Origin of the sequence: Extibacter sp. GGCC_0201 (genome assembly GCF_017566055.1) — a bacterium.
Lineage (GTDB): Bacteria > Bacillota > Clostridia > Lachnospirales > Lachnospiraceae > Extibacter.
The window spans coordinates 1-15,704 of the sequence record NZ_JABFCH010000035.1 but is presented as its reverse complement, the minus strand read 5'-3'; the positions used below and the strand labels follow the sequence as shown (position 1 = coordinate 15,704).

Sequence of the window (15,704 nt, the reverse complement as noted above, 5' to 3'; positions counted from 1 at the left end):
TTCAAGTTTTTAGTTCTTCTGCACTTCGATACGGTAGTTGACGTATTTCCCGCCAGTGTCAGCCAGAACGATAGTTCCGTCGTAGGTCTTGCCTGTTTTCGGGGAGTAGAGCTTCTTCACATTCGCCTTGCCGGATTTAAGGAGCGCGGCGGCAATCTTCGCGGAAAAAGCGGTCTTGCGTTCCTCGAAAAAGCGGTCATTCTTCCACATGACAAAGGCACATTCTTTGTTGCTGCAATAATAGTTTTTCTTCCCCTCATGGACGGGGGAACCGCAACGGGGGCATTTGCCGACAGAGGGCTTTTCCTCCCGGAACAAATCCTTTTTCCCGTCCAGTGCTGCGGCGTGTGTCTGCACAAGCTCCCGCGCCATAGCTTCAATGCCGGACAGAAATTCGCCGGGGTCTGCGGCTCCCTTTGCTATCTGCGTCAGATTGTTTTCCCATTCTGCGGTAAGCTGTGGGGAAGTGAGTATATCCGGCAGAATACAGATAAGGCTGTTCCCGTTTTTGGTAGGGATAAGCTGCTTCCCCTTGCGCTCCGCAAAGCCGCCCTTTACCAGTTTTTCAATGACGGCGGCGCGGGTGGCGGGAGTGCCAAGCCCCCGGCGTTCCGCGTCCGGGTCGGTGTCCCCGTTCCCGGCGCGTTCCATAGCCGACAAAAGGCTTGCTTCGCTGTGGGGCTTCGGCGGCGTTGTGGTATGCTCCGTTACTTTTGCGGCGGGGTTAGGAAAGCCCTGTCCCTCGGAAAGCTTCGGCAGCGTCACGTCTGCATTTTCCCCGTCCTCCGCTTCGGGCTTATCTTTCAGCGTCGCCCGGTATCTGCGTTGAAGCTCTTTCCAACCCTCCGCAAGTACGGTCTTTCCCCTTGCGGTGAAGTCTGTCCCGGCGCATGAGAAAACCGCCGTAACCGCTTCATAAATATGCGGCTCGGCGGTGGCAAAAAGCAGACGCGCCCCCGCAAGGGTAAGGATATTCTTCTCGCTTTCCGGCAGCGCGTCCGGGTCAGCCTTTGCAAGCTCCATAGTGGGAATGATTGCGTGGTGGTCTGATACTTTTTTACTGTCTAATACCTTTACAACCTCCGGCGTGAAGTCCGCGCCCGCCATAAAGGGGAGTTTTTCGCAAAGCAGCGCGATAATGCCCGCTGCGGTGCCGCCCATGTCGTCAGTAAGAAAGCTGCTGTCCGTCCTCGGATAAGTAAGGAGCCGCTTTTCATAAAGGGATTGTGCAAGGTCAAGGGTCTGCTTCGCGGTGTAGCCGAAAATGCGGTTCGCTTCCCGCTGCAAAGAGGTAAGGTCAAAGAGCTTCGGCGGGGCTGCGGTTTTCTTCTCTCTGGTGAGGGAAACGCATACCGCCGTTTCCGCTTCGCAAGCCCCTTTCAGCGCGTCGGCTTCTGCCTTGTCGGAAATCCTCCCGCTTGCCGCTTCCGCGCCGGATAAATCAAGGCGCACATGATAATATTTTTCTTTCTGGAAATGGGAGATAGCCGCGTCCCGGTCGGTGAGCATTTTTAAGGTCGGGGTCTGGACGCGCCCCACGTTCAAGGTCTTTCCATACAGGCAGGAGAAAAGCCGGGTGGCGTTAATGCCGATAAGCCAGTCAGCCTTTGCGCGGCAGAGGGCAGACGCAAAGAGCGCGTCGTATTCCTGCCCGTCTTTGAGGGAAGCAAAGCCCGCCTTGATTGCCCCGTCCTCCATTGAGGAAATCCACAAGCGGCGCATGGGCTTCTTGCAGCCCGCCGCTTCGTAGACAAAGCGGAAAATCAATTCTCCCTCGCGCCCCGCGTCACACGCATTTACCACTTCGGAAACGTCGGCGCGGTGCATAAGCTCTTTTAGGGTTTTGAATTGCTTCCCCTTGTCCGGGTCAACGGCGTACTGCCATTCCTCCGGCAGAATGGGTAAGCTCTCAAAACTCCATTTTTTATATTGCTCCCCGTAGGCGGCAGCTTCCGCAAGCTGTACCAAATGCCCGACGCACCATGAAATGAGGCAGCCGCCGCCCTCGATATATCCGTCTTTCTTTTCCTTAACGCCAAGCGCGGCGGCGATAGTCTGCGCCACGCTCGGCTTTTCTGCAATAATCAGTTTCATTTTCTGTTCTCCTTTCGGTTGTTTTAGGTTTGAAATTGGTTTATACTTTAAGCATTACTATAAGAAACAGGTGACAATATGAAATCAATACATACTTTCGATGTTTTTGCTCCTACTGATGAACAGGAAGAAGCAATGAATAAAAAACGTGGCGGGCATTACAGGCGCGGTAAAAACAAAGAAATGGATTACTTTATTGAGTGTGCTACTTCGCTATTTCCCAACAACCATTATTCAAGGTTCACACCTATATATGATACGACAAAAGAGTTTTATCAACTGATTACTTCTTCCGATACAACAGAAAGAGCTATACTAAATTGGATAGCTTCTAATCGTGCATGGAATTATTTGTTTGGCTTATTACGGCATTATTACAGAACAGGACACCATGACGATAATTATATCTTTCCAGAGTTCAAAATCGGGTCGGCTTATGTGGCTGATTATCTGCTCATAGGTAATAGTTCAGACGGTTATCAATTTGTCTTTGTGGAATTAGAAGCTCCCAACGGGCGGATAACAAAAGAAAAAGGTACTCGTTTCGGGGAAGTAATCAATAAAGGGATTGAACAGGTTAGGGATTGGCAAATGTATATTGCTGCAAATTGGAATGTAATTGTAGCAGAATTGGAAAAGCACTCATTCTCCAATACAAAGTTACCCAGACAATTATACAAATATTGCCCTTATCAAATCTACTATGCTGTGATAGCCGGACTCCGTAAAGATTTTGAGAATATTCGTGATAGAAAGCTCCAACTGCAAAATGAAAATAACATAACACTTTTGCATTACGAAAATCTCATAGATGTTGCAAACGAAAATTAAAAGTCCATTTTCAGCGTTCCGGCTCACTTGCCTTTTTCTCCTGTACCTGTTTCAGACAGTAGCCCACACAAGGGAGCTGCCCTTTGTACGGACAGGAAGCGCAAGCCGGGGAATGGGGAACGGGCGGCGCATTGTCACGCCGCCCGCCCGGTCTTTGTATCATCATCTTTTCAAAGGGATTGTCGGTAAACAGGGTCATGCTTCCTCGTCCTCCTGTTCTTCATCAGAAAGCCCGTCCCCCTCGTCCGGCTCGTCCTCGTCGTAGTCGTCAAAATCGAAATCTTCAAGGTCGGTGCCGCCCTTGACGTTTTGCTTCGGCTTCATAAACTTAAAATAATAGAACGCGCCCCCGCCGCCAAGAAGTGCCACGACAAGGAAAAGCACAAGCCCGCCCGCATTGCCTTTCTCTTTGGGCAGCTCCGGCGGTTCCTCGGTTTCCGGCTCTGCTTCCTTGCCGCTGCAAGCGGTCATGTTGTCCTTGCAGACGGGGCAGCTCACATTTACCTTTCCGGCTTCGCATTTTTCGGTGCAACTGCAAACGGCGGGCGGGGCTGCTTCGGTGCTTCCGTCCTCCATAAGTGCTAAGAGGTCGGCTTCGTCCACTTGATTAAGGAAATGTACGGTGTTCTCGCCCTCGTCGTCCCGGTCAATGAGGATATAAAAGTAATTGCCGTTTTTGGTCGTTACGGTGATAAGCTGCTTGTTGCCGCCGAAATCGTCTACAAGGGTCGCGTTCCCGTCCGGGGTAAGGGGTTCTTCCTTTTGGGGTTCCTCGTAGACAACGCCGCTGTCGTTGGTGTCGTCCTCTCCCTCCGGGGTCTGTGCAAAAGCGGTGACGGAAAAGCCGCCCGAAAGCATAAGGGCGGCGCAAAGTGCGGTCAGTGTTCTAAGGATTTTCTTATTCATTCTCGGTGTCCTCCATTTCTTCGGTGTCGTGGTCTGCGGGTTCTGCGGGGTAGCCCGGCGCGGCTTCCATGCCCGGAATACCGCCCCCGGAAAGCATAGCGGAAAGCTCATGCGGGGAAAGGCGCATGGAGCGCACAAGCTGTACGATTTGCAGGTTTTCCGCTTCGGTTTTCTGCGCTTCAAGCCCCCTTAATTTATTCTGGTACTCGGTGATTTTCTCGCGGGTCTTTGCAATCTCCTTGTCGATACGTTCAATTTTGTTCATAGCCATCAATAAATTTCTCCTTTCAGATTTTCATTTTTTTGTTGTCAGTTCCAATTCATTAAGCCGTAGCCCTTGATACAGGAGTAATTGACGGGGTAGCTCTTTATCTTGCAGGCGTCGCCGGAATTGCCCTCGACGGTATAGACGCGCTCCCCGTCCGTCCCGATAACAAGCCCCACATGGTCTGCGCTCCCGTCCCCGTCCCAGTCGAAAAAGATAGCGTCGCCGGGGGCGATATTCTCATAGCCCCTCGCGCCCCATTGCCCGCGTGACTGGAACCAGGGTACGCCCTGTGACTGGCACCCGGCAAAGCGCGGCTCGCTTTTCCCGGCTTGATTGTAGCACCATGAAACAAAACAGGCGCACCATTCCACGCGGCTGTTAAATCCGTACCAGCTCCAAAAGGGTCGCCCGCCTACGTTGCCGACTTGCCGCTTCGCAAGGTCTACAACGGCGGTGTTGCCGGGGCGTGTGCCGTTTACAAGCTGTACGCCGCTTAAATCCTCGGACGCGCCCATATCGGGGGAGCCGCCGCCGAAAATCAGCGGCTTGTTTCCGCTTGTTTCCAGATAGACGCGGTACATTTCAAGCTGCTGTGGCGTTAGAAGTTCCTCCGCAATCTCGGAAATGGGCTTGTTCGTCAGCTTCACGTTGAGGATATGGTACTCGTAGGGTACTTCCTCGCTGGTCGTTTCCCCTGTTTCCGGGTCTGTGCTTGTTTCTGTGCGGTAGCGGATTTCCGTTTCTTCCGTCAGCGTCAAAGTGTACTGCATGGCAAAGACGCGGTTTAGTTCTGCCTGTGCGCTCTGCGGGGTGTAGGTCTGTAAAAGGGCGGTGAGGTAGGACGCTAACTCATGGGGGTTATGCCCGATACTGTCAAGGTCATAGCGGTATTCGTCATAGCCGGGGTGGGTGCTTTCGATATTGTCAATCTGCTGCTGAAGCTCGTTTTCCTTTGCGGCGTAATTATTTTCCGTCGCCACAAGGTCGCTGTCCTCCGACGTGTAGGAAGTCCCAAGTATGCCGTTCATCAAGCCGGAGAACATGGAGCCGCAAGAGGAAAGCCCCGCCGATACCATGATGAATAAGAGCAGCGCGGCAACGGCGATACATACGCCCGCCGGGTGCCGCCCTACAAAAGCGATTGCCTTTTTTGTTTCCTCGGCGGTCTTTTTTGCCGCCTTGCGGGTGTTCTCTGCGGCTTTCTGCGCCGTTTTTGCGCCGCCTTTCCTTGCCGACTTTGCATACTGCCGCTTGATTTGCTGCTTCTGCATGAAGCGGGAAAGGGGATTGCCCGCAATCTGCGGATTGTCATGTAGGGATTTATGGTACTGGAAATCCACATTCGCCTTGAACGCCGCTTTCTCTGCCTTTGCCGCCGCCCGGTAGGGTTTGAGCTTGTGGCTGCGGTAGCCCTCCTTGACTTTCCGCGTCCCGTACTTTGCGCCGCGCTCTGCCAGTTCTTCGGATTTGTGCGCCCCCTCAACGCCGGAATTGTCCTTTTCAACGGAATGTATCTTGTTGTGGACGAAAATACCCGCTTCCTGTGCGGGGCGGGATAGCGGGTTATTGTGGGGCTTATTCCTTCCTATGGGCTTTTCCTGTTCCTCAAAATGTAGGCGGGTCTTGCCTTTCCCGGTGGCTTCATCAAAGGTGCGCTCCCGTACAAGTTTCTTTTCTTTGGGGATAGCCGCCTTTGCCGCGTCCAGACGGTCGGCTGCTTTGTCTGATTTTCGGATATACTTTTCAAGCTCCGGCGTTGCCCGTTCCTCGTCGGTAAACTGCAAGCGGGAAGATTTTTCTTTTGCTTTGGCTTCTGCCTGTGCTTTCCTCGCCGCCTTTTTGCTCGCCTTTCTGGTACGCGCCCCGTCGATACGCTCTAAGACGCGCTCGGCTGCGGCGGTGTCCTGTTCCCGTTCTGCCCCCGGCGCATGGGGAAGCGGCGGCGCGGCTGCTGTGGGCGTGGGAGCTGCGCCGCCCGGTATGGTCTGCGCTGCCTGTTCCGGCTGCTGCGGTGCTTCGGTCTTTGCAAAGTCCGCGTCCCTTATCCGCTTGCTGATACGTTTCTTTTTCCCGGTGGCGGCGTTTACCTCGACAGCCCCCTCGCGGGTCATTTTCTGCGTGACTTTCTCACGCGCTCGATACTGTTTTATTTTTCTGTCCCTCCAATCCGCGCCCTTGCAAGGGCGCAATACTCGGCGTTTATCTCAATGCCTATATAATGCCTGTGAAGCTGCTTTGCGGCTGCCCCCGTCGTGCCGCTGCCGAAAAAGGGGTCAAGCACAACGCCGCCTTTCGGACAGCCCGCCTTGATACAGGTTTCGGCAAGTTTTGGCGGGAACGCGGCGAAATGCCCGCCCTTGTAGGGAACGGTATTGATAAGCCACACGTCCCGCCTGTTCCGCATGGTCGGCATGAGGGCTTCGTCGTAGTAGCTGCCGCTTCGCGCCCGGTTAAGCCCCTGTACTTTCCCCTGTCCGGGTATTTCGTCCGCATATTTCTGTCCCGCGCTGCGCCCGGTGCGGTACCGCGCCGCCGTTGTGGGGGCTAACGGCTCGGCTATGGCGGCTGCGTCATAGAAATATTTCTTTGACTTCGTAAGCAGAAAGATATGTTCATAGCAGCGGGTAGGGCGGTCTTTCACGCTCTCCGGCATGGGGTTTTCTTTCTGCCAGATAATGTCGCTCCTTAAATACCACCCGTCAGCGCGTAGGGCAAACGCTAAAAGCCAAGGGATACCGATTAAGTCCTTTTGTTTGCAGCCGGAAACGCGGTTGTTTCTTGCAATCTGCTGTCCGTTTCTGCCTTTCGGGTTCTTCGGGTCTGCATGGTAGCCTTTATTTCCTGTGCCGCAGTAGGTGTCCGCAATATTCAGCCAGAGCGTACCGTCAGAACGCAGTACCCGGCGCAGCTCGCGGAAAACCTCGGTCAGCCTGTCAATGTACTGCTCCGGCGTGTCCTCCCGCCCAATCTGCATATCAAGCCCATAATCCCTAAGTGCATAGTAGGGCGGGCTTGTGACGCAACAGTGTACGCTTTCCTCTGGAAGCTCCCGCAAGGCATAGAGCGCGTCCCGGTTGATGATGGTGTCAGTTTTCAGCCCGTTCATGCTTCGCCCACTTCCTCCGGCTTCGTCGTCATTACCCGGTAAAGCTCGGTGTCTTTTGGGAAGCGGTCTACAAAGGGCAGCACCACGTTCCCGTAGAAGATAAGCCCCTCGCCCGCTTCGGTGTGGGTGACATACTTCATCTGCTGCGGGGAGATGTTGAGCTGCTTTGCAAGGATAGCCCGGTCGCCCGCCGCCTGATTGAGCATGAGGACAAAATCAGAGTTTTCAAAGATATTTTCCACTTCGCGGGAAGCAAGCAAATCCTTGACATTCTGCGTGATTGCTGTGGGTATGCCGCCCCATTTTCTGAAACGTTTCCAGATTTCAACGGAATAGGCGGCGGTCTGTTCTTCTTTCAAGAGAAGATGAAATTCGTCCATAAAATACCGGGTGGATTTCCTTTCTGCCCGGTTGACGGTGACGCGGTTCCATACCTGGTCTTGCACAATGAGCATACCTAACTTTTTGAGCTGCTTCCCAAGCTGCTTGATGTCAAAGCAGACAAGGCGGTTTGACAGCTCTACATTCGTCCTGTGGTTAAAGACGTTAAGGCTCCCGGAAACATACAGCTCCAACGCCGCCGCAATACGCGCCGCTTCCGGCTCCGGCTGCTTCAAAAGCTCGTCGTAGAGGTCGCCCAAAATCGGCATTTTCTCCGGGGCGGGGTCTGCAAGGAAAGGGCGGTACACGTTCCTAACGGCGCGGTCAATGACGGTCTTATCGACGGGCTGCAAGCCCTCCTTGCCGCCTATGACAAGCTCGCAGAGGGAGAGGATAAAATCGGATTTCAGCGCAAGGGGGCTGTCGTCCTCGGAATAGTTGAGGTTAATATCCATAGGGTTCACATACTGGGGCTTCCCGTCAATGCCCTTGCCCGTAGGCGACAAGCGTATCACTTGCCCGTCAAGCCGCTGCACAAGGGAAAAATACTCTGCTTCCGGGTCGCAGATAATTATGTCGTCGTCGGTAATGAGGAAAGCGTTTGTCATTTCCCGTTTGGCTGCAAAGGATTTCCCGCTTCCCGGCGTACCCAAGATTAAGCCGTTGGGGTTCTTTAGCTGCTTGCGGTCGCAGAGTATCATGTTGTTACTAAGGGCATTTAAGCCGTAGTACAACGCCGCGCCCGTCTGGAAAAGCTCCTGCGTGATAAAGGGGATAAAGATAGCGGTGCTTGACGTGGTAAGCCCTCTTTGAATGGGGATAAGGTTCTCCCCAAGCGGTACAGAGGACATAAGCCCCGCTTCCTGTTGGTAGTCAAGGCGGGTCAAGGCGCAGTTGTTCTTCTGTGCTATGCCCGCCGCCGCGAACACGTCATTTTCCAGTTTCCGCTTCGTGTCCGCCATGTTCACCACAAGGAACGTCAAGAGGAACATTCTTTCATTCCGGCTCTGCAAGTCCTGTAAGAGGTTCTTCGCTTCGCTGCCGAACGTGGCAAGGTCGGACGGGATTATATCCATGTCGTAGCCGCTGCGTACCGCTTTTTTCTGTTCCTCGATTTTCATTTTGTCAAGGTCGGTGATTTTCCGCTTGATTGTCTTTATGGCTTCGGTCTGGTCGATACTGTGGATATGCAGATTGACGATAACGCCCGTTTCCAAGTCCAGAATGTCCGACAAGATACGGTCGTTTAATTCCGGCGCAAGGATTTCAAGGAATGAAACCGCGCCGATTTTGCGCCCCATGCGGAAATAACGCCCCTCGCCAAAACGGAAAGAGGACGGGGCGATAAAGTCCTTTGTGGAAAGCCCGGACGGGGCAAGCCATGAAAAATCAAAGGAAAACTGCCCGCCCTCCGGGTGGAAAATGCCATGCAGCATTTTAAGGCGTTCATAGCCTGTCATGGGGCGGGCAGACACGCCCAAGAGCTTAAAGTTGTTGAGTACGTCCGTTTCGATACGGGCAAGGCGGGATTTCGCCGCGCCCAGACTGTCGGCTTCAATGGCAAAGGTGATATATTTTGCCTTGACAAGCCCGTTGTTGCCCTTTGCAAGTTGGTTTTTCAGCATATCCCGGTATTCTGTGCGGATAGAATTGAAAGCGTCCTCCTGTGACGGGATATTGACCGCTTTTTCCGCTTCGCCCCGCTGCGTCCCCTGATTGATGAAAGAGAGCTGCACCGAAACGGAAGCGTCAAAGTAGTTTAGGAAGTCGCACCAGTTCTCAAAAATGGCAGTCTTGTCGTCTGCCTGTGCAAGCTGATAGTTAATATCTTCAAAGGCGACGGTCTTTGAGTATTTTCGTCCCGTAACCTTGCAGATACCGTCCGGGTACATCTGGATATAAGGGATTGTCTGCTGCGCGGTGTGCGCTTTCCCGTCGCCCTTTGCCTGTCTGATGATTTCCGCAATCTGCTTTTTCTCGGCGCGGGTGAGCTTGCGGGGCGGGTTAGGCTTTGCGCTTCCCGCCGCGCTGTTTCTTCGTGTTTCCTTTTGCAATCGCTGATACCTCCTTTTCAAGTTTTCTCTGCCGTTCTAAGACGGAATAAAAGTTGTCTGTCCTGTATGGTCGTTCTTTGGGGGCTATGAATTTCGTCTGAATGATGTTCTTCACCACTACTTCAAGGGGCTGTCCATGCTTTTCATACATGGCGAACAGGAAACAGGGCAGCATGACGGCAATCATAGCCATAGACGCAAGGCTTGTGCCTGTGCTGTCTTTGAGCAGAAAGAAAAGCGGCAAGCCGAACAGGAGAGCCGCCGCAAAACATACAATCTGCCGTTTGGTAAGGTTGAACGCTACTTTTGTCTTGACTTTGGATAAGTCTTTGGGTACGGGTACATACGCCAAGAAAAAACCTCCTTTCTCTGGGTTTGGTGTTGCTGTAATTTTCCATAAGGGTAATCAAGGCAAATGTCAATTTATGCCCTTTGCCCGCCCGTATTTTATGGGGGTTATCCGCGTCAAGGTCGGGTCGTATTTTCGCCGCTTCGCTCTGAAAATCTCCACCCTGCCCTTGACACGCCGCTAATGCGCGGAGAATATCGACTTCGCCAGTGCGCCGGATTTGAACAGGGAGAAACAGAGGATAACGGTATAGGCTGCAAGGGAGAATATCGCGCTGTGCAGATTGTCCGCTATTACCATGTTGTTCACCAGTACGGCGTAAATGCCGACGCATATCATTATGAGGAAGCCTTGAAAACCGATAGCGAACAGGGATTTTAGGTAGTTGTTTCCTATCTGCCCCCATTCCCGGTTCGTCATAGTTGCAAACGGGATAGGCGATACCGAACAGTAAAGGTAAATCTCTATCATGCGCCCGTAGAGGATAACGGTTATCAGTACGGACATGATTTTCATGCACAAGCTCACAAGGCTTGTTTCCATGACAAGTAAGAGCAGTTCGGGGATTTCCATAGCGTCAAGCCCGTCCTGCATGGAAGCAAGGGCGGCGGCAACATCAATCTCTGTGCTGCCGCCGATTACCCCCGCCGCGCCGGAAACAACGTGCTGCGCCATATCGAACACCGCCATAGTAATGTCAAAGGTGTGCGTCACAAGGTAGACTGCCACAAACGCCTTGAACACCCACTTGAAGAACATGGAAGTGTCAACGTCGTGCATATTGTTCTTTTCCGTTACCATGCTGATAAGCTCATAGCATAGGACGTAGGTAATGACAAGCCCCGCAATGGGTACGATTACATTTTCACTAAGGGTCTGTATCATGGAGAATATATTTGCGTTCCACCCTTGCGGGGTCTGCCCTACCTCTGCGGCGATAGTGCCGACTTTTTCGTTTACGTCCCCGAACATAGTTGACAGATTACCGTTTATGGCTCCTATGAGGATTTCCTTTATCCATTCGTTAATCGCGTCAAGTATGCTCTGCATAAGCCTTTACCCGCGCTTCTTAACCGAACAAGCCGGAAAGCAGCGGTACAAGGGTCATGCCGATAAGGGCAACGCCGCCGCCCGCCATAAGCTGCTTCATGCCCTGGCTCTTTGCGCCCGGATTGTCATTGCCGTAGCCCTCCATCAGATTGATTACGCCCCAGATACCAAGCCCGGCTCCAAGTGCTACAACAAGGGTCTGCAAAACGTCTACTGCGCTATTGAAAAATGCCATAAATATATCCTTTCTGCCGCGTCTGCGGCTGTCCGGCAAGCGGACAAAAGGCGGTCAGCGTATGGTCGCCGCCGCACAAAAAAACCGCCCTCTGGTAAAGGCGGCTGTCCCCGCGCTGCGTAAGTTCTGCGGCGCGGCGGTATTCAGTTGTAAGGGGTGCGGCTCCTGCCGCTGTGTACTGCGCCGGAAAGTGGGGGCGCGTATCATGTAGCCGGTATGGATAGATGTGATTGCTTCAATCGCTCCTTTCTGTGTTCCGCTGTGCTGCCGGACGTTTTTTTCAGACTTGCGGGAAGTGAATAGCTTGCGTAGCAAGGTGTTCGCTTCCCGCAAGTTCACAAAGGGGTAGCTGCCGCAAGGCAGCGTAGGGGAAGTGTAGCTTCCCCTGTCCCCCGGCGGTCTGCCATGCTGTCACTGTTGCGGGATAAGCCCCCGGCGCGTGACATACTCCGTTGCAAAACGGCGGTGTTCCGCTTCCTTTTCCCGCCAATACTCCCATAATGCAGCGTCGGCGGCTTCCGCAACATTCATTAAAAACCGTTCAAGCTGCTTTTGTTTTTCCTCTGCGCTACGTTTCCTCATGGTCTGCGTCCTCCTGTAAGTCTGCCGCGTCAAGCTCGTAATAGTCAAAAACCTCGTCGGGCTTGACAATGGCGGGGCGGCGTTTAAGGTGCTTTTCCATGTCAAAGGCGTTCTTCGGGTCTGCGTCGGACAGGTACTTGTATTTCGGGTGCTTCGTTATGTCGAATTTGTCCGAAAAGAACGGGCGCACCCCGCGTAGCTGCAAGATACATTTCCCTCCGTCCATGACTGCAATTTCATCTTCCGTCATAAGCTGCTTTCCCAATTTCTGATAGTTCAGCCCATGCGAAAGCTCCCGCCCCCTTGTTTCGGACGTGTTAAAGCTGTCTATCGTTTCTTTTCCTAAAATTTCCGATATTTCTTTAAGGGTGGTTTTCTCCTTGCCGCCCAAGAAAAGCGTGGTGTCGCAGTTGCCGACTATGGTATCGGCGTTGTCTTTGTAAATGGCTTTTAGCTGTGACTGGCTCTGCAAGATGATTGACGCGGATATTTCCCGGCTCCGTATCGTTGCAATGAGCTTTTCAAACTTTGGTATCTGCCCGATATTCGCAAATTCATCAAGTAAGCACCTAACATGGACGGGAAGCCGCCCGCCGTATTCATCATCTGCCTTGTCACAAAGCAAGTTGAATAGCTGTGTGTAAAGGATTGAAACGACAAAGTTAAAAGTGTCGTCGGTGTCGCTGATGATGACGAAAAGGGCGGTCTTTCTGTCGCCTATGGTGTCAAGCTCCATTTCGTCGGTTTCCATAAGCTCCCGCAGCTCCTTAATGTCGAATGGGGCTAACCTCGCGCCGCATGAGATAAGTATGCTTTTTGCGGTCTTGCCCGCCGCAAGTTTGTATTTTTTGTACTGCTTGACTGCAAAATGTTCCGGGTCTTTTTCTTCCAGACGTTCAAACATGAGGTCAACCGGGTTCTGGAAATCCTCGTCGTCCTCGCGGGCTTCCGACGCATTTATCATCTCAAGCAGCGTCGTGAAGTTCTTCTCGTCCTCCGGGGCTTCATACCAGATGTAGCCGATTAGCGCGGTGTAGTAGAGCTTTTCCGCTTTCACCCAGAAATCCTCGCCGGATTTTTCCCCGTCGCCTTTGGTGTTGGCGATAATGGTATTGACTAACTTCAAAATGTCCTTTTCGCTCCGCAGATAGGCAAAGGGATTGTATTTCATGGATTTTTTGAAGTTAATCGTATTTAGCACTTTGATACGGTATTTGTACCGCTGTAACATTTTCCCGGTTTCCAAAATCAGTGTTCCTTTCGGGTCAGTGACGATATACGACGTTGGAAAATCCTTTGACGTACATTGCATGAGCGACGGTTTCACAAAGAACCGGGTCTTGCCGCTGCCGGAACCGCCGATTACAAGGATATTTTTGTTTCTTGCGTATTTCGGCTGCTTCGGGCGGCTGTTCATGGTGAGCCGTTCCGTCTGCGTTAAGGGGATATTGTTCTCAAATACCGGGTCGGTGTACGGCTTTATGTCGTCAGCCCCGCCCCAACGCGCCGAACCGTATTCTGTCCCGCGGCGGTATTTCTTCGCGTTCTTGCCTTTGGTGTAGATAATCAGCCGGACAATGACCGCCCCCGCAATGCCTAAAGCTAAGTCTGCCGGGTGGAAGCTCGGCGCGATACTGGAAAAGGCGGCGGTAAAACCGTCCCCAAGATGTAGCAGCTTTGCGCTTGCGTCCGCGCCGGGGGAGAGCCGGACAGCCGCGCCCACTTTATCAAAGAGCCAGACAAAGAGCAGATACGGGAGATTTAGGATAAGCAGCTTCTTGATTTCCGGCTTCATAGCGATACCTCCCTGTCCTTGTTCTTGACCTTTGCCCGTTCCGCGTTTCTGCCCTGTGCAGCTTCTTTGAGGGTAGAGAGCAGCTTTCGGATTGAGGGCTTTTTCTCCTGTGTCAGCTTTTTTGCGGAAAATTCCTTAAAGGCTGCGGTCAGTACGTCCGCGTCCCGCCCCTTGAAGAAAACCAGATAGCGGGGCGGGCTTTCCGTCGCGTCCTTTTTCAGCGCAAAGTCGATACCGTACTTTTTCGCCGTACTCTCAAAGGCTTTGATATTGCCCTCGGTAATCTCAATGTTGGAAACGCCCGCGTTCTGCTTCATAAGCTGCTTTAAGCTCTGCTTGCCCTGTGGCGGTTTTGCAAGCTGCTTTTTGCCCTTTGACAGTATGGCTTTCATTGCCTTTTGGAGCGTCTGCGCGGTCAGCTTCCCGGTCTTGATGTAAAGGGCTATGGTCTTTTCGTTTACTTCGTCCTGCAATTTGTCGCGTCCTCCTTTCGCGTTTCTTTATGGGGCGGCGGTCAGATACGCACCCGCAGCCCGTTCAAGTCCTCGGCTCTGATACCCACAAGATACCAGTTGTCGCCGTACTCAATCCGGGTCGGCTTCCACTTGCCCCGCACGAATACGTCAAAGCACTCGCCGCAATGCAAGCCCCCGTAGTAGCTGTTTAAGTCAAAGCGGATGTCGTAACGGTCGGTGCGCTCGTCAAATACCAATGCTCCTGTCATTTTCTGTGCCATAATAAAATCCTCCTTTTGTGGTTGTGGGTGGTTACAGGCTTTCGCCCTCATTGCATGAATAATAGTCCGGGTCGCCGTACTGCGGCTTTTTCGGTGACAGTGCGCCGCTTGCCATGTCATGGGCGACAAGGGAAGTGTAGTAGTTGCCGATTGTGGACGGGGCGTTGAAAAGGGCGGCTTTCAGATATTGCTTGATGTTGCGGATTTTGGTTGTGTTCTCCCGCATACAGTCAAGCACAAAGCGGATATGCTCGCCGTCTAGTTTCATAAACTTTGACTTCACAAGCTCTGCCGGGTAGTCGTCCCCCGCAATCCGTACCCGCTTTCTGGCGGTGCATACGGTTTCAAGCATGAGGTCTACAATCTCGTCCAGCCTGTCACTGTCAAACTTCATGTCCTGTTTGAGAATGTGGTAGTCGATATTGTCCTTGATGATTTCCCGGTATATATCAACTGCGCTCTGTGCTGCCGCTTCCGTTCCTTTCCGTTCCGGCGGCGCAGCCGCTTCTCTGCAAGGAGAGGGGTTAGGGGAAAGGATAGGAATGGAATGGGTACTTGATAAATCTGTATTTGATTTTTCTTTTTTTGGTAAGTCAGTTCTTTGTATATCTTTATTTAATTGCGTTGGATTTTCCAACGTAGGTTTTTCCAATGTTGGTTTTTCCTGCATTGGATTATCCAATGTTGGATTTTCCAATGTAGGTAAATCCGGCGTAGGCGGCTGCGGCTGCTCGAATATCACATAGTCCGCGCCCCGCAAGCGTCCTTTCTCGTCGCGCTCCCTTGAACGGACGATATACCCGGCGCGTTCAAGTTCCTTAATGGCTTCGCGGATAGCGTCTATCTTCTCCCGGTTGATAAGGGATAAGCCTTTCAAGGTGTAGTCCCAATCTTCGGGGAGTGACAGCATTTGCGACAACAGCCCCTTTGCCTTTAGGGAAAGCTCCTTGTTGCGTAGGTGGTGGTTGCTCATTACGGTATAGCCCTTGTTTCGTTCCACTCTGAAAACTGCCATAGTTCATAGCTCCTTTGCTTTGGATTTGTTACGCAGTAGAAGCGCGGTTTCGGGGGATAAGGTATAAATCCCTTTCCGCGCCAGATACGCGCCCGGAAAACCGCTTGTAGCAAGGCTTTTTCTGCCCCTACTGCGTAACAAAGGGCATGAAAAAAGCGGCGTTCCTGTTCTCCCATGTAGAGAGTAAGAAACGCCGCTTCTGCGTCGTATTCAGTTTTTAGTACAATACCCTGCTTGTCCGTCGCTCGAAAAACCTTGATTTTCCAGTGTTTTCAAAAGTATCGTTATCTAACGTCAGCTTT

Annotated in this window: 17 protein-coding genes; 2 read left to right on the top strand and 15 right to left on the bottom strand. The window is 52.4% G+C overall.

Going from position 1 to position 15,704, the window contains the following annotated elements:
- Positions 1-9 precede the first annotated feature (9 nt).
- Entirely contained in the window at positions 10-2,094 is a 2,085-nt protein-coding gene (locus tag HJV72_RS17585) for a DNA topoisomerase 3 (RefSeq protein WP_007037046.1), read from the bottom strand.
- A 78-nt stretch (positions 2,095-2,172) separates the two neighbouring features.
- Between HJV72_RS17585 and HJV72_RS17580 the strand changes: the two genes are divergently transcribed.
- Positions 2,173-2,925, top strand: coding sequence for a Shedu anti-phage system protein SduA domain-containing protein (locus HJV72_RS17580; RefSeq protein WP_004607960.1), 753 nt, complete (start codon positions 2,173-2,175; stop codon positions 2,923-2,925).
- A 10-nt stretch (positions 2,926-2,935) separates the two neighbouring features.
- Here the strand turns inward: HJV72_RS17580 and HJV72_RS17575 are convergent, their stop codons facing one another.
- From HJV72_RS17575 to HJV72_RS17535, 9 genes are all read right to left on the bottom strand, one after another.
- The gene (locus HJV72_RS17575; protein WP_004607959.1) at positions 2,936-3,124 is read right to left on the bottom strand and encodes a hypothetical protein; all 189 of its coding nucleotides are present in this window, start codon (positions 3,122-3,124) and stop codon (positions 2,936-2,938) included.
- Positions 3,121-3,831, bottom strand: coding sequence for a DUF4366 domain-containing protein (locus tag HJV72_RS17570; protein ID WP_004607958.1), 711 nt, complete (start codon positions 3,829-3,831; stop codon positions 3,121-3,123). The genes HJV72_RS17575 and HJV72_RS17570 overlap by 4 nt, the downstream gene beginning before the upstream one ends.
- Positions 3,824-4,102, bottom strand: coding sequence for a DUF4315 family protein (locus HJV72_RS17565; RefSeq protein WP_004607957.1), 279 nt, complete (start codon positions 4,100-4,102; stop codon positions 3,824-3,826). The genes HJV72_RS17570 and HJV72_RS17565 overlap by 8 nt, the downstream gene beginning before the upstream one ends.
- Before the next feature lie 38 nt (positions 4,103-4,140).
- Positions 4,141-6,210: a C40 family peptidase gene (locus HJV72_RS17560; protein ID WP_142801536.1), complete on the bottom strand. Its 2,070-nt coding sequence runs from the start codon at positions 6,208-6,210 to the stop codon at positions 4,141-4,143.
- Between the two features lie 35 nt (positions 6,211-6,245).
- Positions 6,246-7,205, bottom strand: a complete 960-nt coding sequence (locus tag HJV72_RS17555; RefSeq protein WP_133147757.1) for a DNA-methyltransferase — start codon at positions 7,203-7,205, stop codon at positions 6,246-6,248.
- Positions 7,202-9,640 (bottom strand): VirB4-like conjugal transfer ATPase, CD1110 family, encoded by a 2,439-nt coding sequence (locus HJV72_RS17550; RefSeq protein WP_133147756.1) that lies wholly within the window; start codon positions 9,638-9,640, stop codon positions 7,202-7,204. The genes HJV72_RS17555 and HJV72_RS17550 overlap by 4 nt, the downstream gene beginning before the upstream one ends.
- Positions 9,591-9,992 (bottom strand): PrgI family protein, encoded by a 402-nt coding sequence (locus tag HJV72_RS17545; RefSeq protein ID WP_002569171.1) that lies wholly within the window; start codon positions 9,990-9,992, stop codon positions 9,591-9,593. Before HJV72_RS17545 ends, HJV72_RS17550 begins: the two co-directional genes overlap by 50 nt.
- Before the next feature lie 177 nt (positions 9,993-10,169).
- Positions 10,170-11,039, bottom strand: a complete 870-nt coding sequence (locus tag HJV72_RS17540; protein ID WP_120479118.1) for a VirB6/TrbL-like conjugal transfer protein, CD1112 family — start codon at positions 11,037-11,039, stop codon at positions 10,170-10,172.
- 19 nt (positions 11,040-11,058) lie between these two features.
- The gene (locus tag HJV72_RS17535) at positions 11,059-11,274 is read right to left on the bottom strand and encodes a Maff2 family mobile element protein (RefSeq protein ID WP_002569168.1); all 216 of its coding nucleotides are present in this window, start codon (positions 11,272-11,274) and stop codon (positions 11,059-11,061) included.
- 61 nt (positions 11,275-11,335) lie between these two features.
- Between HJV72_RS17535 and HJV72_RS17530 the strand changes: the two genes are divergently transcribed.
- Positions 11,336-11,485, top strand: coding sequence for a hypothetical protein (locus HJV72_RS17530; protein ID WP_004607952.1), 150 nt, complete (start codon positions 11,336-11,338; stop codon positions 11,483-11,485).
- Positions 11,486-11,685: 200 nt separating this feature from the next.
- Here the strand turns inward: HJV72_RS17530 and HJV72_RS17525 are convergent, their stop codons facing one another.
- From HJV72_RS17525 to HJV72_RS17505, 5 genes are read right to left on the bottom strand one after another with little or no spacing between them, the layout of a single operon-like run.
- The gene (locus HJV72_RS17525; RefSeq protein WP_002569167.1) at positions 11,686-11,856 is read right to left on the bottom strand and encodes a hypothetical protein; all 171 of its coding nucleotides are present in this window, start codon (positions 11,854-11,856) and stop codon (positions 11,686-11,688) included.
- Positions 11,843-13,651 (bottom strand): VirD4-like conjugal transfer protein, CD1115 family, encoded by a 1,809-nt coding sequence (locus tag HJV72_RS17520; protein ID WP_007037036.1) that lies wholly within the window; start codon positions 13,649-13,651, stop codon positions 11,843-11,845. Before HJV72_RS17520 ends, HJV72_RS17525 begins: the two co-directional genes overlap by 14 nt.
- A complete protein-coding gene (locus HJV72_RS17515; RefSeq protein WP_007037035.1) occupies positions 13,648-14,124 on the bottom strand; it encodes a PcfB family protein in 477 nt (158 codons plus the stop codon). The genes HJV72_RS17520 and HJV72_RS17515 overlap by 4 nt, the downstream gene beginning before the upstream one ends.
- 41 nt (positions 14,125-14,165) lie before the next feature.
- Positions 14,166-14,387, bottom strand: a complete 222-nt coding sequence (locus HJV72_RS17510; protein WP_002569164.1) for a DUF5348 domain-containing protein — start codon at positions 14,385-14,387, stop codon at positions 14,166-14,168.
- A 31-nt stretch (positions 14,388-14,418) separates the two neighbouring features.
- Positions 14,419-15,402 carry a DUF6017 domain-containing protein gene (locus tag HJV72_RS17505; protein WP_007037034.1) on the bottom strand — a complete coding sequence of 328 codons (984 nt, stop codon included), beginning with the start codon at positions 15,400-15,402 and terminating at the stop codon, positions 14,419-14,421.
- Positions 15,403-15,704: the final 302 nt, after the last annotated feature.